The 20,538-nt window shown below is 66.8% G+C and carries 22 protein-coding genes and 1 tRNA gene; 2 read left to right on the top strand and 21 right to left on the bottom strand.

What is annotated here, in order from left to right; genetic code table 11:
* Positions 1 to 4: 4 nt before the first annotated feature.
* The 11 genes from nuoE to rpsO form a co-directional block, all read right to left on the bottom strand.
* The gene (gene nuoE, locus QRD43_RS16245) at positions 5 to 511 is read right to left on the bottom strand and encodes an NADH-quinone oxidoreductase subunit NuoE (RefSeq protein WP_285983538.1); all 507 of its coding nucleotides are present in this window, start codon (positions 509 to 511) and stop codon (positions 5 to 7) included.
* Positions 508 to 1,761, bottom strand: a complete 1,254-nt coding sequence (locus QRD43_RS16240; RefSeq protein ID WP_285983537.1) for an NADH-quinone oxidoreductase subunit D — start codon at positions 1,759 to 1,761, stop codon at positions 508 to 510. Before QRD43_RS16240 ends, nuoE begins: the two co-directional genes overlap by 4 nt.
* A gap of 5 nt (positions 1,762 to 1,766) precedes the next feature.
* On the bottom strand, positions 1,767 to 2,363 hold the full coding sequence (locus QRD43_RS16235; RefSeq protein WP_285983536.1) for an NADH-quinone oxidoreductase subunit C: 597 nt from the start codon (positions 2,361 to 2,363) through the stop codon (positions 1,767 to 1,769).
* A gap of 15 nt (positions 2,364 to 2,378) precedes the next feature.
* Positions 2,379 to 2,855, bottom strand: a complete 477-nt coding sequence (locus tag QRD43_RS16230) for a NuoB/complex I 20 kDa subunit family protein (protein WP_046113908.1) — start codon at positions 2,853 to 2,855, stop codon at positions 2,379 to 2,381.
* Positions 2,856 to 2,986: 131 nt separating this feature from the next.
* On the bottom strand, positions 2,987 to 3,346 hold the full coding sequence (locus QRD43_RS16225) for an NADH-quinone oxidoreductase subunit A (RefSeq protein ID WP_183104601.1): 360 nt from the start codon (positions 3,344 to 3,346) through the stop codon (positions 2,987 to 2,989).
* Positions 3,347 to 3,588: 242 nt separating this feature from the next.
* Positions 3,589 to 3,673 (bottom strand) — tRNA-Leu (locus QRD43_RS16220).
* Positions 3,674 to 3,867: 194 nt separating this feature from the next.
* Positions 3,868 to 4,245 carry a preprotein translocase subunit SecG gene (gene secG / locus QRD43_RS16215; protein ID WP_285983535.1) on the bottom strand — a complete coding sequence of 126 codons (378 nt, stop codon included), beginning with the start codon at positions 4,243 to 4,245 and terminating at the stop codon, positions 3,868 to 3,870.
* 83 nt (positions 4,246 to 4,328) lie between these two features.
* On the bottom strand, positions 4,329 to 5,069 hold the full coding sequence (tpiA, locus tag QRD43_RS16210) for a triose-phosphate isomerase (protein WP_285983534.1): 741 nt from the start codon (positions 5,067 to 5,069) through the stop codon (positions 4,329 to 4,331).
* A gap of 17 nt (positions 5,070 to 5,086) precedes the next feature.
* A complete protein-coding gene (locus QRD43_RS16205; RefSeq protein ID WP_285983533.1) occupies positions 5,087 to 6,073 on the bottom strand; it encodes an NAD(P)H-quinone oxidoreductase in 987 nt (328 codons plus the stop codon).
* A 42-nt stretch (positions 6,074 to 6,115) separates the two neighbouring features.
* Positions 6,116 to 8,251 carry a polyribonucleotide nucleotidyltransferase gene (gene pnp / locus QRD43_RS16200; RefSeq protein WP_285983532.1) on the bottom strand — a complete coding sequence of 712 codons (2,136 nt, stop codon included), beginning with the start codon at positions 8,249 to 8,251 and terminating at the stop codon, positions 6,116 to 6,118.
* A gap of 229 nt (positions 8,252 to 8,480) precedes the next feature.
* Positions 8,481 to 8,750: a 30S ribosomal protein S15 gene (gene rpsO, locus QRD43_RS16195; protein WP_285983531.1), complete on the bottom strand. Its 270-nt coding sequence runs from the start codon at positions 8,748 to 8,750 to the stop codon at positions 8,481 to 8,483.
* 413 nt (positions 8,751 to 9,163) lie between these two features.
* Here rpsO and QRD43_RS16190 point away from each other — a divergent pair, with 413 nt between their 5' ends.
* Entirely contained in the window at positions 9,164 to 9,607 is a 444-nt protein-coding gene (locus QRD43_RS16190; RefSeq protein WP_285983530.1) for an Hsp20/alpha crystallin family protein, read from the top strand.
* 8 nt (positions 9,608 to 9,615) lie between these two features.
* Here the strand turns inward: QRD43_RS16190 and tsaD are convergent, their stop codons facing one another.
* From tsaD to uvrB, 10 genes are all read right to left on the bottom strand, one after another.
* Positions 9,616 to 10,656, bottom strand: coding sequence for a tRNA (adenosine(37)-N6)-threonylcarbamoyltransferase complex transferase subunit TsaD (gene tsaD, locus QRD43_RS16185; RefSeq protein ID WP_285983529.1), 1,041 nt, complete (start codon positions 10,654 to 10,656; stop codon positions 9,616 to 9,618).
* Between the two features lie 2 nt (positions 10,657 to 10,658).
* Positions 10,659 to 10,997: an ISC system 2Fe-2S type ferredoxin gene (fdx, locus tag QRD43_RS16180; protein WP_285983528.1), complete on the bottom strand. Its 339-nt coding sequence runs from the start codon at positions 10,995 to 10,997 to the stop codon at positions 10,659 to 10,661.
* Positions 10,998 to 11,050: 53 nt separating this feature from the next.
* Positions 11,051 to 12,907 (bottom strand): Fe-S protein assembly chaperone HscA, encoded by a 1,857-nt coding sequence (gene hscA / locus QRD43_RS16175; RefSeq protein WP_285983527.1) that lies wholly within the window; start codon positions 12,905 to 12,907, stop codon positions 11,051 to 11,053.
* 63 nt (positions 12,908 to 12,970) lie between these two features.
* Positions 12,971 to 13,492, bottom strand: a complete 522-nt coding sequence (hscB, locus tag QRD43_RS16170) for a Fe-S protein assembly co-chaperone HscB (protein WP_285983526.1) — start codon at positions 13,490 to 13,492, stop codon at positions 12,971 to 12,973.
* 112 nt (positions 13,493 to 13,604) lie between these two features.
* Entirely contained in the window at positions 13,605 to 13,928 is a 324-nt protein-coding gene (gene iscA, locus QRD43_RS16165; RefSeq protein ID WP_285983525.1) for an iron-sulfur cluster assembly protein IscA, read from the bottom strand.
* Positions 13,929 to 13,944: 16 nt separating this feature from the next.
* Positions 13,945 to 14,331 (bottom strand): Fe-S cluster assembly scaffold IscU, encoded by a 387-nt coding sequence (iscU, locus tag QRD43_RS16160; RefSeq protein ID WP_285983524.1) that lies wholly within the window; start codon positions 14,329 to 14,331, stop codon positions 13,945 to 13,947.
* A 48-nt stretch (positions 14,332 to 14,379) separates the two neighbouring features.
* The gene (locus QRD43_RS16155; protein WP_285983523.1) at positions 14,380 to 15,600 is read right to left on the bottom strand and encodes an IscS subfamily cysteine desulfurase; all 1,221 of its coding nucleotides are present in this window, start codon (positions 15,598 to 15,600) and stop codon (positions 14,380 to 14,382) included.
* Positions 15,601 to 15,683: 83 nt separating this feature from the next.
* The gene (locus tag QRD43_RS16150; protein ID WP_285983522.1) at positions 15,684 to 16,220 is read right to left on the bottom strand and encodes a Fe-S cluster assembly transcription factor; all 537 of its coding nucleotides are present in this window, start codon (positions 16,218 to 16,220) and stop codon (positions 15,684 to 15,686) included.
* A gap of 194 nt (positions 16,221 to 16,414) precedes the next feature.
* Positions 16,415 to 16,888, bottom strand: coding sequence for a low molecular weight protein-tyrosine-phosphatase (locus QRD43_RS16145; protein ID WP_285983645.1), 474 nt, complete (start codon positions 16,886 to 16,888; stop codon positions 16,415 to 16,417).
* A gap of 23 nt (positions 16,889 to 16,911) precedes the next feature.
* Positions 16,912 to 19,026, bottom strand: coding sequence for an excinuclease ABC subunit UvrB (gene uvrB, locus QRD43_RS16140; protein WP_285983521.1), 2,115 nt, complete (start codon positions 19,024 to 19,026; stop codon positions 16,912 to 16,914).
* 145 nt (positions 19,027 to 19,171) lie between these two features.
* On the opposite strand from uvrB, the gene QRD43_RS16135 reads away from it, so the two are divergent.
* Complete coding sequence (locus QRD43_RS16135; protein WP_285983520.1) at positions 19,172 to 20,374, top strand: amino acid aminotransferase; 1,203 nt, start codon at positions 19,172 to 19,174, stop codon at positions 20,372 to 20,374.
* The last annotated feature ends 164 nt before the right edge of the window (positions 20,375 to 20,538 follow it).

The raw sequence follows: 20,538 nt of genomic DNA, 5'->3' as shown, positions 1-20,538 counted from the left end.
GCCCTCAGTTCTTGGCGTGGGCCTTCAGCGTGTCGACGAGGTCGTCGAGGCGCTCATGGCTCATGAAGCTGCACATCTGGCGATCGTTCACCAGCATCACCGGCGCGTCGGCGCAGGCGCCCAGGCACTCGCACTTCTGCACGGTGAACAGGCCGTCGGCCGTCGTGCCGCCGTCTTCCACACCCAGCTTGTTCAGCAGATGGTCCAGCGCCTTCTGGCCGTCGCGCAGCTGGCACGGCAGGTTGGTGCAGACGTTCAGCTTGAACTTGCCGACCGGACGCTGGTTGTACATGTTGTAGAAGGTCGTGACCTCGTACACCGCGATGGCGGGCATGCCCAGGTAGGCGGCGATCGCGTCCTCGCTCTCGCGGGACACGTGGCCCTGCTCCTGCTGCACGATGGACAGGCAGGCCATCACGGCGGACTGGCGCTGCTCGGCCGGGTACTTGGCGACCTCGCGGTCAAAGCGAGCGCGGGTGGCGTCGCTGAGCTGGTAGGGAGTGCTGCTCATCGGTCAATCTCACCGAAAACGATGTCCATGGTGCCGATCACGGCGACGGCGTCGGCAATCATGTGGCCGCGGGACATTTCGTCCAGGCCGGCCAGGTGGGCGAAGCCCGGGGCGCGGATCTTCAGGCGATAGGGCTTGTTGGCGCCGTCGCTGACGATGTAGATGCCGAACTCGCCCTTCGGATGCTCGACGGCGGCGTAGGCCTCGCCCTCCGGCACGCGGAAGCCTTCGGTGAAGAGCTTGAAGTGGTGAATCAGCTCTTCCATCGAGGACTTCATGTCCACGCGGGAAGGCGGCGCGACCTTGTGGTTGTCCGTGATGACAGGACCGGGGTTGGCACGCAGCCACTTCACGCACTGCTCGACGATGCGGCAGGACTGGCGCATTTCCTCGACGCGCACGACGTAGCGGTCATAGGTGTCGCCGTTCGTGCCCACCGGGATGTCGAAGTCCATCTTGGCGTAGACGTCGTAGGGCTGGCTCTTGCGCAGGTCCCAGGGGATGCCCGAGCCGCGCAGCATGGCGCCGGTGAAGCCCATGTTCAGGGCGCGTTCGGGCGTCACCACGCCGATGCCCACGGTCCGCTGCTTCCAGATCCGGTTGTCGGTCAGCAGGGTCTCGTAGTCGTCGACGTTCTTGGGGAAGCGCTTGCAGAAGTCCTCGATGAAGTCGAGCAGCGAACCCTGGCGGTTCTTGTTCAGCTCGGCGATCGTCTTGGCGTTCTTGATCTTGGAGACCTTGTACTGCGGCATGGTGTCCGGCAGGTCGCGGTAGACGCCGCCCGGACGGAAGTAGGCCGCGTGCATGCGCGCACCCGACACCGCTTCGTACATGTCGAAGATGTCCTCACGCTCGCGGAAGCAGTAGATGAGGATGTTCATCGCACCGCAGTCCAGGCCGTGGCAGCCCAGCCAGAGCAGGTGGTTCAGGATGCGGGTCAGCTCGGCGAACATCACGCGGATGTACTGCGCGCGCTCCGGCACCTCGATGCCCAGCATCTTCTCGATGGCGAGGCAGTAGGCGTGCTCGTTGGCCATCATCGACACGTAGTCGAGGCGGTCCATGTAGGGCAGCGACTGGATGTAGGTCTTGCTCTCGGCCAGCTTCTCGGTGGCCCGGTGCAGCAGGCCGATGTGCGGATCGGCGCGCTGGATCACTTCACCGTCGAGTTCCAGCACCAGGCGCAGCACACCGTGCGCGGCCGGGTGTTGAGGACCGAAGTTGAGGGTGTAGTTCTTGATGTCGGCCATTTGGATTAGATCCCGCCGTAGTTGTCTTCACGGATCACGCGCGGCGTGATCTCACGCGGCTCGATGGTCACCGGCTGGTAGATGACGCGCTTCTGCTCGGCGTCATAGCGCATCTCGACGTGCCCGGTGGTCGGGAAGTCCTTGCGCATCGGGTGGCCGATGAAGCCGTAGTCGGTCAGGATGCGGCGCAGGTCCTCGTGGCCCTCGAAGATGATCCCGTACATGTCGAAGGCTTCACGCTCGAACCAGTTGGCGGAATTCCAGATCGGGGTCAGCGCGGCGACGCAGGGGAAGTCGTCGTTGGCGGCCAGCACCTTCAGGCGCAGGCGCCAGTTCTTGGCGACGGACAGCAGATGCGACACCACGCCGAAGCGCAGACCGTCGTAGGCGCCTTCGCCGTAGGTGCTGTAGTCCACGCCGCACAGGTCGATCAGCTGCTCGAAGCGCAGCTCGGAGTGATCACGCAGGGTCTTGGCGACGGCCGCGTAGTGCTCGGGCGCCACGCGAATGGTGATTTCACCCAGCTCGCGCTTCAGGTCGAGGATCTGCTCGCCCAGCACCTTCTCGAGGGTGGCCTGCAGGGTGTCGAGTTTCATGGTCATGGAGCCCTGCCCTCTTCAGCGTGCGATGGTGTTTTCGCGGCGGATCTTGGCCTGCAGCTGCAGGATGCCGTACAGCAGCGCCTCGGCGGTGGGCGGACAGCCCGGCACGTAGACGTCGACCGGCACGATGCGGTCGCAGCCGCGCACGACGGAATAGCTGTAGTGGTAGTAGCCGCCGCCATTGGCGCACGAGCCCATCGACAGGACCCAGCGAGGCTCGGCCATCTGGTCGTAGACCTTGCGCAGGGCGGGCGCCATCTTGTTGCACAGCGTGCCGGCCACGATCATCAGATCGGACTGGCGGGGGCTGGGACGGAACAGCATGCCGAAGCGGTCGATGTCGTAGCGCGCCGCGCCGGCGTGCATCATCTCCACCGCACAGCACGCCAGACCGAAGGTCATGGGCCACAGAGAACCGGTCTTGGACCAGTTGATCAGCTTGTCCACCGAGGTGGTGACGAAGCCTTCCTTCAAAACGCCTTCAATACCCATAGCACGCTTCCAATCTGTCTACCCGAACGGGCCGAGCACCGGACCGCCCCAAGCCGGCCCGACTGCCAGCCGGCGGCTGGCGTCCCCACGGGGGACCGTTCAGCGCCGTGCGCTGAACGAGGGGCAAAAGGTCACTCCCAGTCCAGGGCACCCTTTTTCCACTCGTAGGCAAAGCCCACGACGAGGATGCCGAGGAAAACCATCATCGCCCAGAAACCTGTCGCGCCGATTTCACGCAGGGTCACCGCCCACGGGAACAGGAACGCGATTTCCAGGTCGAACAGGATGAAGAGAATGGCGACGAGGTAGTAGCGCACATCGAACTTCATGCGCGCGTCTTCAAAGGCCTCGAAGCCGCATTCGTAAGGGGAGTTCTTGGCCTGATCCGGCCGGTTGGGTCCGAGGAGGTAGCCCAGGATCTGGGGCGCTATACCCACCACTGCGCCGACCAGAATGAAGAGGATGACGGGGAGGTACTGTTCCAGACTCACAGCTTTGCTCTCGGTTGCGCCGATGACCGCAGCCTCCAGGCCGGCAGACCATCGACAGAGTCGACAAAAGCAACGGGCGCGCCGCTGGCGACAAGATGTCGCTCACGGACCGCGCCCGGCTTGTCCCTCAGCAGGATCGGTCTTTCGACTTTGCCTGCTACAGGGCGCTTCAACCAGGATCGCTTGCACATCGCCGGGCTCCGGCCCGAAGGATGTTAACTCACGACCTCGATTGAGGAATTTGGTGCCGACGGCGAGACTCGAACTCGCACAGCTTTCGCCACTACCCCCTCAAGATAGCGTGTCTACCAATTTCACCACGTCGGCGGTTTTTGCTGTCTGGTAGCGTGAGGAATTGCGTTCCAGACAGCCTCGTATTCTATACCGAAAAAAATCGCACTCAGAGAAAACCGAAGGATTTTTACGGTGCAACCGGGTTGATCTGAGACAGTCTTTCCGATTGCGGTTGACAAGGCGGGGGCAGGTCTTGCCTCGCCGCCTGTCAGGAAGGGTCATTCAGCTCAGCGGCTGGCGGCCGATACGGCCGGCTGAGCGGCCACGGGAGCCTCGGGAATGGCGGCGGCGCCCGAGGCGGCCGGTGCCGGCGCGCTGGCCGGAGCGGCACGTTCCAGCAGGCTTTCCTTCGGGGCGCCAGCATCACGGTGGCTGCCGAAATAGGCCAGACCCAGCGTGCAGACAAAGAACAGCGTCGCGCAGACGGCCGTCGTGCGCGACAGGAAGTTGGCACTGCCGGTGGCGCCGAACAGGCTGCCGGAGGCACCGCTGCCGAAGGAGGCGCCCATGTCGGCGCCCTTGCCGTGCTGCACCAGCACCAGGCCGATCATGGCCAGCGCGCTCAGCAGCTGGACCACGAGGATCAGGTTCATCAGGACTTGCATTCCACTCTCCAAATCGAATTCGTGTCAGGTGCCCGCCGTGTCGGGGCCGGCACCGAGGTCTCACATCACAGGAAGCGGCCGCTTCAGGCCGCAGCGCGGCAGATGGCCGAGAAATCCGCCGCCTTCAGGGCGGCGCCGCCGATCAGGCCGCCATCGATGTCAGGCTGCGAGAACAGCAGCGCGGCATTGTCGGGCTTGACGCTGCCGCCGTAGAGGATGCGCATGGCATCCGCCTTCTGCGTGGCCGCCCGCAGCTGCTGACGCAGCACGGCGTGCACGGCCTGTGCCTGCTCGGGCGTGGCCGTCAGGCCGGTACCGATGGCCCACACCGGCTCGTAGGCCAGCACGATCTCGCCGATGCAGTGCGTCAGCGTGTGGATCACGGCCGCGAGCTGGCGCTTCACGACGTGCTCGGTCTGGCCGGCCTCGCGCTCCGCGAGCGTCTCACCGACGCAGACGATGGGCGTGACGCCGTGGGCCAGCGCCGCCTTGGCCTTGTCAGCCACCAGCTGGTCGCTTTCCTGGTGGTAGGCGCGACGCTCCGAGTGACCGACGATGGCGAAGCGGCAACCCAGGTCCGCCAGCATGGCCGACGACACCTCGCCCGTGTAGGCGCCCTGCTCGTGCGCCGAGCAATCCTGCGAACCGTAGGCGATCTGCGTACCCGTCAGGGCCAGCGACGTCTCGGTGATGTAGGGGAACGGCACGCACACAGCCACATCGGCCGTCCAGGGGCCGGCTTCCTTCAGACCGCTCAGCAGCAGGGCATTCGAGGCCCGGTTGCCATGCATCTTCCAGTTTCCGACGACCAGCTTCTTGCGCATGAAAAACCTCGTGAAACTCACCAGACCAGGACGATCTTGCCCACGTGCTCACCCGATTCCATCAGGGCGTGCGCCTGGGCCGCCTGGTCGGCAGGCAGTTGTTGATAAATGACCGGCGCGATCCGGCGCGAGGCCAGCAGCGGCCACACCTTCTCGCGCAGCGCCCGCGCGATGCCGGCCTTGAACTCGAGCGAGCGCGGTCGCAGCGTCGAACCGCTGATGGTCAGCCGCCTACGCAAGACCTGACCCGCATCGAACTCGGCCTTGACCCCGCCCTGCACCGCGATGATGACCATGCGGCCATCGTCGGCCAGGCACTGCACGCCGCGGGCCACGTAGTCGCCCGCCACCATGTCCAGGATGACGTCGACACCGCGGCCCTGCGTGGCCGCCTTCACTTCCGCGACGAAGTCCTGCTCGCGGTAGTTGATGGCGACATCCGCCCCCAGCCGCCGGCAGGCTTCGGCCTTGGCCGCGCTGCCCACCGTCACCAGGACGCGGGCCCCGAAGGCCTTGGCCAGCTGCACGGCCGTGACGCCGATGCCGCTGCTGCCGCCATGGATGAGAATGCTCTCGCCCGACTGCAGTGCAGCACGCTCGAAGACATTGCTCCACACGGTGAAGCAGGTCTCCGGCAGGCTCGCGGCCTCGGCCATGGTCCAGCCTTCCGGCACCGGCAGGCATTGCCCGACCGGCGCGACACAGCGTTCGGCATAGCCACCGCCGGCCACCAGCGCGCAGACGGCATCGCCCACACGCAGGCCCGCAGCGGCCAGAGCTGCTGCGTCGCCGTTGACGATGCGGCCGGCGACCTCGAGGCCCGGCAGCGGGCTCGCGCCCGCAGGCGGCGGATACGCCCCCTTGCGCTGCAGCACGTCAGGGCGGTTGATGCCATAGGCCTCCACCGCAATGACGCACTCCCCTGCCCCGGCCGTGGGCTCGGGCAGGGTCTGCAGCTGGAGGACCTCCGGTCCGCCAGGCTGCGAGATGGCAATGGCGCGCATGCCGCTGTGCTCCGTCAAGGCGTGACGACGTCCGCTGGACGCTTACTCGGCAGCCGGCTCTTCAGCCGGGGCAGCCGGAGCGGCGTCGCGGTCGATCAGGGCCTTCATCGACAGCTTGATGCGGCCCTTCTCGTCGGTCTCCAGCACCTTGACCTTGACCACTTGGCCTTCCTTCAGGAAGTCCGTGACCTTCTCGACGCGCTGGTGAGCGATCTGGCTGATGTGCAGCAGGCCGTCCTTGCCGGGCAGCAGGTTCACGAGGGCGCCGAAGTCCAGGATCTTGGTGATCGGACCTTCGTAGACCTTGCCCACTTCCACTTCGGCGGTGATCTCTTCGATGCGCTTCTTGGCGGCGGCGGCCTTGTCGGCGTCCGTCGAGGCGATCGTGATGGTGCCGTCTTCGCCGATGTCGATCTGGGTGCCGGTCTCTTCGGTCAGCGCACGGATGGTGGCGCCGCCCTTGCCGATCACGTCACGGATCTTCTCGGGGTTGATCTTCATGGTGTAGAGGCGCGGCGCGAACTGCGACACCTCGGTCTTGGCGCCACCGACGGCGTCGACCATGGCACCCAGGATGTGCAGGCGGGCTTCCTTGGCCTGAGCCAGCGCGACCTGCATGATCTCCTTGGTGATGCCCTGGATCTTGATGTCCATCTGCAGGGCGGTGATGCCACCGGTCGTGCCGGCCACCTTGAAGTCCATGTCGCCCAGGTGATCTTCGTCACCCAGGATGTCGGTCAGCACGGCGAAGCGGTTGCCGTCCTTGATCAGACCCATGGCGATGCCGGCCACGTGGGCCTTCAGGGGCACGCCGGCGTCCATGAGCGACAGGCAGCCGCCGCAGACGGAAGCCATCGAGGACGAGCCGTTGGACTCGGTGATCTCGGAGACCACGCGGATGGAGTACGGGAACTCTTCCTTGGTCGGCAGCACGGCCACCAGGGCGCGCTTGGCCAGACGGCCGTGGCCGATCTCGCGACGCTTGGGGCTGCCCACGCGGCCCGTTTCGCCGGTGGCGAACGGGGGCATGTTGTAGTGCAGCATGAAGCGTTCGCTGTACTCGCCAGCCAGGGCGTCGATGGTCTGGGAGTCACGCTCGGTGCCCAGGGTGGCGGCGACCAGGGCCTGCGTCTCGCCACGGGTGAACAGCGAGGAGCCGTGAGCGCGCGGCAGCACGCCGGAACGGATCTCGATGGGGCGCACGGTGCGGGTGTCGCGGCCGTCGATGCGGGGCTCGCCGGCCAGGATCTGGCTGCGCACGATGCGCGCTTCGATCTCGAACAGCAGGCCGTCGACCTCGACGCCGTCGAAAGCCACGCCTTCAGCGGTCAGGGCTTCCTTGACCTTGGCATAGGCCTCGCGGCAGGCCTGGGTGCGGGCCTGCTTGGAGCGGATCTGGTAGGCGGCGCGCAGGGCTTCCTCGGCCAGGCCGGTGACCTTGGCGATGAAAGGCTCGTCCTTGGCGGGAGCGGCCCAGTTCCACACGGGCTTGCCGGCTTCCTTCACCAGCTCGTGGATCGCATTGATGGCGACCTGGCCTTGCTGGTGGCCGTAGACCACGGCGCCCAGCATGATGTCTTCGCTCAGCTGGTCAGCTTCGGACTCGACCATCAGCACGGCAGCTTCGGTGCCGGCCACGACCAGGTCCATCTTGGACTCGGTCAGCTGGGTCTTGCCCGGGTTCAGCACGTACTCGCCATTGATGTAGCCCACGCGGGCGGCACCGATGGGGCCGTTGAAGGGGATGCCGGAGACAGCCAGCGCGGCGCTGGTGGCGATCATGGCGGCGATGTCGGCCTGGACTTCAGGATTCAGCGACACGACGTGCACGACGACCTGGACTTCGTTGAAGAAGCCTTCCGGGAACAGCGGGCGGATCGGGCGGTCGATCAGGCGGCTGGTCAGGGTCTCCAGCTCGCTGGGGCGGCCTTCACGCTTGAAGAAGCTGCCGGGGATCTTGCCGGCGGCGTAGGTCTTCTCGATGTAGTCGACGGTCAGGGGGAAGAAGTCCTGGCCGGGCTTGGGTTCGTTCTTGGCCACGACGGTGGCCAGCACCACGGTGTCCTCGATGTTCACCAGCACGGCGCCGGTGGACTGGCGAGCGATCTCGCCGGTCTCCATCGTGACGGAATGGGGGCCCCACTGGAACGTCTTGGTGACCTTGTTGAACATGCTCATCTGCATCTCCTCGATTGCGAAACAGCGCTTGCGGCGCGCTGGAGAACCGGGAGTGGGGCTGGGTCTGGCGCGATGCCATTCCAGGGCGATTTGCGTCGGGCCTCAAGCCCGCAAACCGCCTTGGAATGACACATCCGCCACGTCAGCTCGACTCCAGTAGCGAACAACAAAAACAAAGAGCCTGTGCTGGCTTGGAAGTCCAGACAGGCTCTTTGGCGTCATGGGCGAATTACTTGCGCAGGCCCAGCTTCTGGATCAGGGCCGTGTAGCGGGCCAGATCCTTGTTCTTCAGGTAGGCCAGCAGGCTCTTGCGCTGGTTGACCATCTTCAGCAGACCGCGGCGGCCGTGATGGTCCTTGGCGTGGGTCTTGAAGTGGGGGGTCAGCTCGTTGATGCGTGCGGTCAGCAGGGCCACTTGGACTTCGGGGGAGCCCGTGTCGTTGGCGCTGCGTGCGTTGGCCTTGACGATATCGGCCTTGTTCAGATCGGCGACTGCCATGATGCGTTCCTTCAATGGGAAGCCGCTGGCAGGTGATTCATGATCCCACGCAGACGGTTTCCGGTTTTCGACTTGCGGACACAGGTGAAACCTACCCGTGCCGTGCTCTGAATCCCGCGCCGCCTGCCTCACTTCCGTAGACGAAAGCAGGACACGAGACGCGAAACCATCGGAGTATAGCGCAGTTCGCCAGGGCACCGAAATCCTCCCCCTGCCGCGCTGGCCGAAGCCAGGCGGAATCCATGCATCTGCTGCCAATTCCGTGCATTTCAAGGGGCTCCACAGGCCTTTGTGCGCCAATGCAGGAAAAGGACCGACGTCATGGTCGGCGGGTCTTGAAAGCCCTGGCGTCGGGCCTAAGTGGGCTGCAAGGGGAAGTCCCCGACCATTGGAATCAGCCACAAGGAGGCCCTATGTTCCTCGTTCCTACCAGCCGCCAAGCCCATGACCTCTCGCGCAGCCTGGAGCGTCTGTTCGACGACAGCTTCGGCAACGCCTTCGGCTCGGACGCCCGCGACGTGGCGCAGGCCCTGCGCAGCCCGGCCCTGGACGTCACCGAGACCGACCACGCCTACACCGTGAAGCTGGACATGCCCGGCGTGCCCAAGGAGGCCGTGAAGATCACCGTGGAGGGACGCCGCATCGGCATCGAGGCCGAACAGGCCCAGACGGAAGAGAAGAAGGACGGGGAGCGCGTGCTGTACCGTGAGCGATCCGTCGCCCGCTTCTCCCGCACCTTCAGTCTGCCGCAGGAGATCAACGAGGCGGAGTCCAGCGCCCGGATGGAGCACGGGGTGCTCATCCTCACGCTCGCCAAGCGCGTGGCCAAGGGCGGCGCGCGCCTGACGGTGAACTGAGCGTCGGCTCAGGCCGCGGACAGGTCCCAGCGAGGCCGGACACCAAAGCCGCCGGCGTGGCTCAGGCGGGCCATGCCGCGCTGCAGCCGCATGGCGGCGGCCATGGCGATCATGGCGCCGTTGTCGGTGCACAGACTCAGCTCGGGGTAATGCACACGCACGCCACGCTTGGCGCAGGCCGCATTCAGCTGGGCTCGCAGCGAGGCATTCGCGCCCACGCCGCCCGCCACAACGAGGCGCTTGAGGCCCGTGTCCTTCAGCGCCATCAGGGACTTCTTGACGAGCACCTCGACAATGGCCGCCTGCGTGCTGGCGGCCAGGTCGGCTCGCTGCGTCTCGGTCGGGGCTTCGCCCAGCTTCTTCAACTGCGTGAGCACGGCCGTCTTGAGGCCGGCAAAGCTGAAGTCCGGCTTGCCGCTGTGCAGCAGCGGACGCGGCAGCTCGAAGGCATCCGCCCTGCCCTGCTCCGCCAGCTTCGAGAGGTGCGGGCCGCCCGGATAAGGCAGGCCCAGCAGCTTGGCGCTCTTGTCGAAGGCCTCGCCGGCCGCGTCATCGATGGTCTCGCCGAGGATCTCGTACTGGCCGACCTCGTCAACCCGCATGAGCTGCGTGTGCCCGCCGGACACCAGCAGCGCCACGAAGGGAAACTCCGGCGGATCGGCAGAGAGGAAGGGCGACAGCAGATGCCCTTCCAGGTGGTGCACGCCCACCGCCGGCTTGCCCAGCGCCGCCGCCAGCGACACCGCCACGCCAGCACCGACCAGCAGCGCCCCGGCAAGACCTGGCCCCTCGGTATAGGCGATGACGTCGATGTCCTGGAGCCCCAACTGCGCCTGCGAGAGCACCTCGCGGCTCAAGGGGAGCACGCGCCGGATATGGTCCCGCGAGGCCAGCTCCGGCACCACGCCGCCATAGGCCTGGTGCATGCTGATCTGGCTGTGCAGGGCCTGCGCCAGCAGGCGCGGCACGCCGGTCTCGCCCGGCGCCGGCAGCTCGACCAAGGCGACGCCGGTCTCGTCACAGGACGATTCGAAGCCCAGGACGCGCATGGTCAGTGCTTTTCCTTGGCGTGGTTGATGGAGTACTTGGGAATCTCCACCAGCACGTCCTTCTGGCCAAGGATGGCCTGACAGGACAGGCGCGAATTCGGCTCCAGACCCCAGGCGCGGTCCAGCATGTCCTCCTCGCCTTCCTCCATCTCGGAGAGCGAGGCGAAGCCTTCACGCACGACCACGTGGCAGGTGGTGCAGGCGCAGACCTGGTCGCAGGCATGCTCGATGGCGATGCCGTTGTCCAGCAGGGCCTCGCAGATGCTGGTGCCGGCGGGAGCCTTCAGTTCCGCCCCGTCGGGGCAGTACTCGGCGTGGGGCAGAATCTTGATGATGGGCATGGCGGGCTTTCGATGTTCGGTTCAGGGGCGAGGGCAGCGGGCAGGCCTCGGGCTCACATCTGGTCGATGTTGCGCCCGGCGAGCACCTGCTGGATGCCGCGGTTCATGCGCGCCGCGGCAAAGGCCTCGGTGCCCTTGGCGAGGCGCTCCACGCCGTCATTGATGGCGGCCGCCTCGTCGCCGGCAGCCAGTGCCTGCAGGGCCGACAGCAGGGCGTCGATCTCCGCGCGCTCATGCGTGCTGAGCAGATCCCCGTCCGCGGCGAGCGCCGAGAGGGTCGCCAGGTGCATGCGCTCGGCTTCCACACGGGCTTCGCGCAGGCTGCGGGCCTGCATGTCAGCCTCCGCGCTGGCAAAGCCGTCCTTGAGCATCTGGGCGATCTGCTCGTCCCCGAGGCCGTAGCTCGGCTTGACCTGCACGGCAGCCTCGACGCCCGAGCCCAGCTCGCGGGCCGAGACGCTCAGCAGGCCGTCGGCATCCACCTGGAAGCTGACGCGGATGCGCGCCGCACCGGCGACCATGGGCGGGATGCCCCTCAGCTCGAAGCGCGCCAGCGAGCGGCATTCGCTCACCAGTTCGCGCTCGCCCTGCAGCACATGGATGGCCATGGCCGTCTGCCCGTCCTTGAAGGTCGTGAAGTCCTGAGCCTTGGCGATGGGAATGGTGGCGTTGCGCTCGATCACGCGCTCCACGAGACCGCCCATGGTCTCCAGACCCAGGGACAGCGGGATCACGTCCAGCAGCAGGATCTCTCCGTCGGACGAGTTGCCGGCCAGCTGGTTGGCCTGAACGGCCGCCCCCAGCGCCACGACCTCGTCGGGATTCAGATTGGTGAGCACCTCGCGCCCGAAGAGCTGGCTCACCGCCGCGCGCACGGCCGGCATGCGGGTGGAGCCGCCGACCATCACGGTGCCCTGGACCTCGTCGGCCTTCACGCGGGCGTCGCGCAGCACGCGGCGGACGGCCGTCAGGGTGCGGTCGACCAGCGGCTTGGTGAGCGCCTGGAACTGCTCGCGGGTCACGGGCACGTCCAGGGCGCCGGCATCCAGGGCCGACTGCAGCCGCACGGTCTCGTGGCTCGACAAGGCCTCCTTGGCGGCACGCGCTGCCACGAGCACGGCCCGCTTGTCATGCGCACTGCTGAGCGTCAGTCCGGCCTGCGCGAGCGCCCAGTCGGCAAGCGCGTGGTCGAAGTCATCGCCCCCCAGCGCCGCGTCGCCGCCCGTGGCGACCACCTCGAACACGCCGCGCGTCAGGCGCAGCAGCGAGATATCGAAGGTGCCGCCGCCCAGGTCATAGACGGCATAGAGCCCCTCGGCGCCATTGTCCAGGCCGTAGGCGATGGCCGCGGCCGTCGGCTCATTGATGAGGCGCAGCACCTTGAGGCCGGCCAGCTGCGCGGCATCCTTGGTCGCCTGGCGCTGGGCGTCGTCGAAATAGGCCGGCACCGTGATCACGGCGCCGAAGAGGTCATCGACAAAGGTGTCTTCCGCACGGAAACGCAACGTGGCGAGGATCTCGGCGGACACCTCGACCGGGGTCTTGAGCCCCTCGCGGGTGACCAGGCTCAGCATGCCCGGCGTGTCCTCGAACTGGTAGGGCAGTTTTTCGCGCCCCTGCACATCCTGGACGCGCCGCCCCATGAAACGCTTGACCGAGACGACGGTGTTGAGCGGATCGTCCGCCTGCGCGGCCAGCGCCTCCGCGCCGATCTGCCGGCGGCCACCTTCCAGATAGCGCACGGCCGAGGGCAGGATCACACGCCCTTCCCCATCCGGCAGGCATTCCGCGACCCCGTGGCGGACGGCCGCCACGAGCGAATGCGTCGTGCCGAGGTCGATGCCCACGGCGATGCGACGCTCGTGCGGATTGGGCGAGGCGCCGGGTTCGGAGATCTGCAGCAGAGCCATGGGTCGTCGGGAAAATCAGGGGTGTTCTTGTTCTTGGACAGCGGCGGATTGTGCGCGCTGAACTCAGTATTGTTCCAGCGCCTCGAGGCGGCGGTCGATGTCGCTGCGAAAACGGGCCACGAACATCAGGGCACGCACGCACTGGGCGGCAGCCTCGGCATCACCGGCCTCATCCAGCAGGCGACCGGCCTCGGACAGCAAGGCCTGCTCGCGGGCGGCCACCTCGTCGTCCAGCGCCTGCACGGCGTCCAGCGTGCCGGCCTCGTCAAGCGCCTCGCGCCAGGCCATCTGCTCGATCAGGAAGGCGGCCGGCATGCGGGTGTTGTCGTGCTCCTGGAGCGGGGCGCCGCGCAGCTCGCAAAGGTAGGCAGCCCGCTTGAGCGGATCCCGCAGACGCTGGTGCGCCTCGTTCACGCGCAAGGCCCATTGCATGGCGCGGCGCTGCGCCGGTGCGCCCTCGCTGGCGAAGCGGTCGGGATGGACCTGCGCCGCCAGCGCCTTCCAGCGGGCCTCGATGTCCTCGCGCGACTGCGCATACCGCGCCGTCAGGCCGAAGAGCGCGAAATCGTCGTCTGCGAGATTCATGCCATCCATCCTTGCATTGGGGTCGTCGGGCTTGCCCGCATCGTGCTGGCGTCGGGCTCAAGAAGTGCAAAAGGCGCGAGACTCCCCGCGCCCTCCTCGCCCGCCGGGACGCTCACACCCGGAACGATTCGCCGCAGCCGCAGCGATCCTTCTCGCGCGGATTGCGGAACCTGAAGCCTTCGTTGAGGCCTTCGCGGACGAAGTCCAGCTCCGTGCCGTCCAGGTAGGGCAGGCTCTTCGGATCCACCAGCACCTTGACGCCGTGGCCTTCGAAGATCACGTCCTCGGGTGCGATCTCGTCGGCGTATTCCAGCTTGTAGGCCAAGCCCGAGCAACCGGTGGTCTTGACGCCCAGGCGCACGCCCACGCCCTTGCCCCGCTTCGAGATGTAGCGGGTCACATGGCGCGCAGCGGCTTCGGTCAGGGTGACTGCCATGGGAATGCGTCCTCGATCAGTTGTCGTGCTTGGCGCGGTAGTCGTCCACGGCGGCCTTGATGGCGTCCTCGGCGAGGATGGAGCAGTGGATCTTCACGGGCGGCAGGGCCAGTTCCTCGGCGATCTGCGTGTTCTTGATCGCCAGGGCCTGATCCAGGCTCTTGCCCTTGACCCACTCGGTCACCAGCGAGCTGGAGGCGATGGCCGAGCCGCAGCCATAGGTCTTGAACTTGGCGTCCTCGATCAGCCCGGTGGCGGGGTTGACCTTGATCTGCAGCTTCATGACGTCGCCGCAGGCCGGAGCGCCGACCATGCCGGTGCCGACGGTGTCATCGCCCTTCTCGAAGGAGCCGACGTTGCGGGGGTTTTCGTAGTGGTCAACGACCTTTTCGCTGTATGCCATGATGAATCTCCAACGATCTGTAATGTCTGGGCTGTGCCTGGGCCGGCCTCAGTGGGCAGCCCACTGGATGGTGCTGAGGTCCACGCCGTCCTGGTACATCTCCCAGAGAGGGGAGAGTTCGCGCAGCTTGGCCACGTTCTGGCGGATCGTGCTGATCGCGAAGTCGATGTCTTCCTCGGTCGTGAAGCGGCCGAAGGTCATGCGCAGGGAGGAATGGGCAAGCTCGTCGCTGCGGCCGAGGGCACGCAGCACGTAGCTCGGCTCAAGGCTGGCCGAAGTGCAGGCCGAGCCCGAGGACACGGCCAGGCCCTTGATGCCCATGATCAGGGACTCACCCTCGACGAAATTGAAGGACATGTTCAGGTTGTGGGGCACGCGGCGCTCGAGGTCGCCGTTCACGAAGACCTGCTCGACGTCCGACAGGCCCTTGAGCAGGCGCTGCTGCAGGCCACGGATGCGCTCCCGCTCGGCGCCCATCTCTTCCTTGGCGATCCGGAAGGCCTCGCCCATGCCGACGATCTGGTGCGTGGGCAGCGTACCCGAGCGCATGCCGCGCTCATGGCCGCCACCGTGCATCTGCGCCTCGATGCGGATGCGGGGCTTGCGGCGCACATACAGCGCGCCAATGCCCTTGGGGCCGTAGGTCTTGTGCGAGGCGAGGCTCATGAGATCGACGGGCAGCGTGGCCAGGTCGATGTCCACCTTGCCGGTGGCCTGGGCGGCATCGACGTGGAAGATGATGCCGCGCTCGCGGCACAGCGCGCCGAGGGCCGGGATGTCCTGGATCACGCCGATCTCGTTGTTCACGAACATGACCGAGGCCAGGATGGTGTCCGGGCGCAGCGCGGCCTTGAAGGCATCGAGGTCCACGAGGCCGTCGGCCTTCACGTCGAGGTAGGTCACCTCGAAGCCCTGGCGTTCGAGCTCGCGGCAGACATCCAGCACAGCCTTGTGCTCGGTCTTCACCGTGACGATGTGCTTGCCACGGGTCTGGTAGAAGTGGGCCGCGCCCTTGATGGCGAGGTTGTTGGACTCCGTCGCGCCGGAGGTCCAGACGATCTCGCGCGGGTCCGCGCCGATCAGCGCCGCCACCTGCTCACGCGCCTTCTCGTTGGCGGCTTCCGCCTCCCAGCCCCAGGCATGGCTGCGCGAAGCGGCATTGCCGAAATGCTCTCGCAGCCAGGGGATCATGGCGTCCACGACGCGAGGGTCGACCGGGGTGGTCGCGCCGTAATCCAGGTAGATGGGGAAATGCGGGGTCATGTCCATGGTGCGGTGCTGGCGACGGGGGCTGGCGAGCTTGTGAATGGTTCTGGGAGGCCGGCGGGCAGACTTCACGTCTGCTTCGTCGTTTACTTGGTCAGGGCGCTGTTGCCGAGGGCGAAGACCGAATTGGGCGCCGTGATGCGGATGGGCTTGACCACCGGGGTCGAGGAGATCGCCCGTTTGATGGGCGCCTCCTCGATGGTGATGCCCTTGGCCAGCTGGTCGTCGACCAGCTTGCGCAGCGACACGGAATCCAGGTACTCGATCATCTTGGCGTTGAGGCTGGTCCAGAGCTCATGCGTGATGCAGCGCCCGGCTTCCTCGCCCATGCAGTTTTCCTTGCCACCGCAACCGGTGGCGTCGATGGGTTCGTCCACGGCGACGATGATGTCCGCCACGGTGATGGCATCCGACTTGCGGCCCAGCGAATAGCCGCCGCCGGGTCCGCGGGTGCTTTCCACGAGCTCATGCCGGCGCAGCTTGCCGAACAGCTGCTCCAGGTAGGACAGGGAAATCTGCTGGCGCTGACTGATCGCCGCCAAGGCGACCGGCCCGCTGTTTTCACGCAGGGCCAAGTCAATCATCGCGGTCACGGCGAAACGACCTTTGGTGGTAAGACGCATGCAACTCTCCTTCGGCCTGACGGCCATGAGCCGGCTCGGAACGCCAGGCAGGACCCGCCGGGAATGGCGGACGGTCCTGGGTTAACCCTGGGCTATGCCCGAGCATTTTACTCAATTATCTAAAGGTCCGCCGGTTCCTCGCTGCAGCGCAGCAGAAAAACCCCGTTGGCGAAAGGCCTTGAGCCGGCCCGGCCTCAGCCCTGGCGCATCTGTGACAGCCGTTCGGCCAGCGTGGCCGCCAGCGGACGGCAGGCCGCCTCGATCAGGTCCAGGACCTCCTCGAAGCCGGCCGCACCGCCGTAGTACGGGTCCGGCACGTCCCGCCCGATGTGCGCTGGCGCGTGGTCCAGCAGCAGCGCGAGCTTGTGGCGTTCCTGTGGCGGACAGCGCTCGCGGAGTGCCGCGAGATGACCGGCATCCATGGCCAAGATGAGGTCGGCCTCGGCAAAGTCAAGGGCCCGCACGGCCCGCGCCTGCTGGTCGGACAGATCGTAGCCCCGCCGTCTGGCGTGGGCCTGACTGCGCGCGTCGGGCGCCTCCCCCGCATGCCAGCCCTGGATGCCCGCCGAATCAACCCGCACATGCTCGGCCAGACCGAGCGCTGCCAGGTGATGGCGCAGGACGCCCTCCGCGGTCGGGGACCGGCAGATATTGCCCGTGCAGACCATCAGCACCCGCAGCTGCGGCCGGCTCACTTGCGGCCCGTGTCGATCGCGATGACGTTGTCGTGCGCCGCGGCCCCGAACACCTGCTCGCGCAGCTGCGCCAGCTGGTCGCGCACCCGGGCCGCCTTCTCGAACTCCAGGTTGCGGGCGTGCTCCAGCATCTGCTTCTCGAGCTGGGTGATGCGCTTGCTGAGGTCCTTCTCGGTCAGCTCCTCCAGCTCGTCCACCACGCCCAGCTTCTGGTCGTCACGGCCACCCTTGTCGGAGTAGACCCCGTCGATGAGGTCACGGATGCGCTTGCGCACGCCGCGCGGCACGATGCCGTGCTCCGTGTTGAAGGCGATCTGCTTGGCACGGCGCCGCTCGGTTTCGTCGATGGCGCGGCGCATGGAATCGGTGATGCGATCGGCGTAGAGGATGGCCTTGCCGTTGAGATTGCGCGCCGCGCGGCCGATGGTCTGGATCAGGCTGCGCTCCGAACGCAGGAAGCCTTCCTTGTCGGCATCCAGAATGGCCACGAGCGAGACCTCCGGAATGTCCAGCCCCTCCCGCAGCAGGTTGATGCCCACCAGCACGTCGAAGGCGCCCAGGCGCAGGTCCCGCAGGATCTCCACCCGCTCGACGGTGTCGACGTCCGAGTGCATGTAGCGCACCTTGACGCCGTTGTCGCTGAGGTAGTCGGTGAGCTGCTCCGCCATGCGCTTGGTCAGCGTCGTGATCAGCACCCGCTCGCCGATGTCGGTGCGGTCGCGGATCTCCTGCAGCACGTCGTCGACCTGGTGCGTGGCTGGCCGCACTTCCACCAGGGGGTCGACCAGGCCCGTCGGGCGCACCACCTGCTCGACCACCTGGCCGGCATGCCGCTTCTCGTAGTCGGCCGGGGTCGCCGACACGAAGACGGCCTGGCGCATCTTGCGCTCGAACTCCTCGAACTTCAGCGGCCGGTTGTCCAGCGCCGAGGGCAGGCGGAAGCCGAACTCGACCAGCGTCGTCTTGCGGGCCCGGTCGCCGTTGTACATGGCGCCGAACTGGCTGATCGTCACATGGCTCTCGTCGATGAACATGAGCGCATCGCTGGGCAGGTAGTCGACCAGCGTGGGCGGCGGATCGCCGGGCTGCGCCCCGGAGAGGTGGCGGGTGTAGTTCTCGATGCCCTTGCAGTGCCCGACCTCGGTGAGCATCTCCAGGTCGAAGCGCGTGCGCTGCTCGATGCGCTGCGCCTCGACGAGCTTGCCGTCCGCCACGAACTGCCCCACCCGCTCGCGCAGCTCCTCCTTGATGGTGTCCACGGCCGCCAGCACCCGCTCGCGCGGCGTCACGTAATGGCTGGAGGGATAGACGGTGAAGCGCGGGATCTTCTGGCGGATCTGCCCGGTGAGCGGATCGAAGAGCTGCAGCGTCTCGACCTCGTCGTCGAAGAGCTCGATGCGCAGCGCCAGCTCCGAGTGCTCCGCCGGGAAGACGTCGATGGTGTCGCCCCGCACGCGGAAGTGCCCGCGCTGGAATTCGGTGTCGTTGCGCTGGTACTGCATGCGGATGAGCTGCGCGATCACGTCCCGCTGGCCCATCGTGTCGCCCACCCGCAGCGTCATGACCATCTGGTGGTAGTCGCTCGGGTTGCCGATGCCGTAGATGGCGGACACGGAGGCCACGATGACCACGTCGCGCCGCTCCAGCAGGCTCTTGGTGCAGGAGAGGCGCAGCTGCTCGATCTGCTCGTTGATCGCGCTGTCCTTCTCGATGAAGAGGTCGCGCTGCGGGACGTAGGCCTCGGGCTGGTAGTAGTCGTAGTAGCTGACGAAGTACTCGACGGCGTTCTTCGGGAAGAACTCCCGCATCTCGCTGTACAGCTGCGCGGCCAGCGTCTTGTTGTGGGCAAACACGATGGCCGGGCGCCCCAGGCGGGCGATCACGTTGGCCATGGTGAAGGTCTTGCCGGACCCTGTCACCCCAAGCAGGGTCTGGTAGCTCAGGCCATCCTCGATGCCCTCCACCAGTTGGGCGATGGCCGTCGGCTGGTCCCCTCCCGGCGGGAAAGGCTGGAAGAGCTGGAACGGAGAGCCTTCGAATGTGACGAACTCACCCTTGGGGGCGTCGTCGTTTTCCTCGGTGGCTTCGGGGGCAATGGCGGTGCTGGACATCGGGGATTCCCTGAGATTGGGCGCCGCAGCCCCCTAGAATTCCAGGGTCTCGCTACGCCTCGAACCCGACAGCGTAGCGCAGACCGCTCTCGCTCGCAGCGAAGCACCCGCGAGCCTCATGCCACCGTCCTGTCAGGAAAGCCCCATGTCCTTGTTCGCCGCCGTCGAAATGGCCCCCCGCGACCCCATCCTGGGTCTGAATGAGCAATTCAATGCCGACACCAACCCGAAGAAGGTGAACCTCGGCGTCGGCGTGTACTACGACGAGAACGGCAAGCTGCCCCTGCTGCGCTGCGTGGCCGAGGCCGAGCGCCAGATGCTCGAGGCGCCCAAGGCGCGCGGCTACCTGCCCATCGACGGCATCGCCGCCTACGATCTCGCCGTGCAAGGCCTGGTCTTCGGTGCGGGTGCCGAGGTCGTGACGGGCAAGCGCGTCGCCACCGTGCAGGCCCTGGGCGGCACCGGCGGCCTGAAGATCGGCGCCGACTTCCTCAAGCGACTGAACCCGAATGCCCGCGTGCTGATCTCCGACCCGAGCTGGGAGAACCACCGCGCGCTGTTCACCAACGCCGGCTTCCAGGTCGGCACCTACAGCTACTACGACGCCGAGCACCGCGGCATCAAGGCCGACGCCATGCTGGCGGACCTGCAGGCCGCCGAGGCCGGCACCGTGGTCGTGCTGCACGCCTGCTGCCACAACCCCACCGGCTACGACCTGACGCCCGAGCAGTGGGCGAAGGTGGTCGAGGTGGTGAAGGCGCGCGGCCTCGTGCCCTTCCTCGACATGGCCTACCAGGGCTTCGGCGAAGGCATCGCCGAGGACGGCGCCGTGATCCAGCAGTTCCTGGCCGCCGGCCTGGACTTCTTCGTCTCCACCAGCTTCTCCAAGAGCTTCTCGCTCTACGGTGAGCGCGTGGGCGCCCTGAGCGTGGTGTGCGCCAGCAGCGAGGAGGCCTCGCGCGTGCTGAGCCAGCTCAAGATCGTCATCCGCACCAACTACAGCAACCCGCCCACGCACGGCGCCCAGGTCGTCGCAACCGTGCTGTCCACCCCCGCCCTGCGCCAGCTGTGGGAGGACGAGCTCACCGGCATGCGCACCCGCATCCGCGCCATGCGCGAGGCCGTGGTGGCCGAGCTGAAGGCTGCCGGCGTCGCGGACGACCTGAGCTTCGTGACCCGCCAGAAGGGCATGTTCAGCTACTCCGGCCTGAACGCGGCCCAGATGCAGCGCCTGCGCGGTGAATTCGGCATCTACGGCGTGGACTCCGGCCGCATCTGCGTGGCCGCCCTGAACCCGGGCAACCTGAAGGCGGTGGCCGCCGCGATGGCCGCGGTCATGCAGGGCTGATACCCGCCCTGCCCCGCGCCCAGGCGCCGTCCGGATCACCGGCGGCGCCTTTTTTGTCGCCTTCGTGACGCCGCGCCCCGCGTGACCTGGGTCAAAGGGCGGGTTTGTGCGGGGTATTTCACCAAGCTGGCTGTCAGCTTGGGATCCCTACAATGCTGCAACGC

The sequence above is a fragment of the Roseateles subflavus genome (assembly GCF_030285365.1).
GTDB classification, from domain to species: domain Bacteria; phylum Pseudomonadota; class Gammaproteobacteria; order Burkholderiales; family Burkholderiaceae_C; genus Roseateles_B; species Roseateles_B subflavus.
Note: the sequence above shows the minus strand (reverse complement) of the source record. Positions and strands in the feature narration are given on the sequence as shown.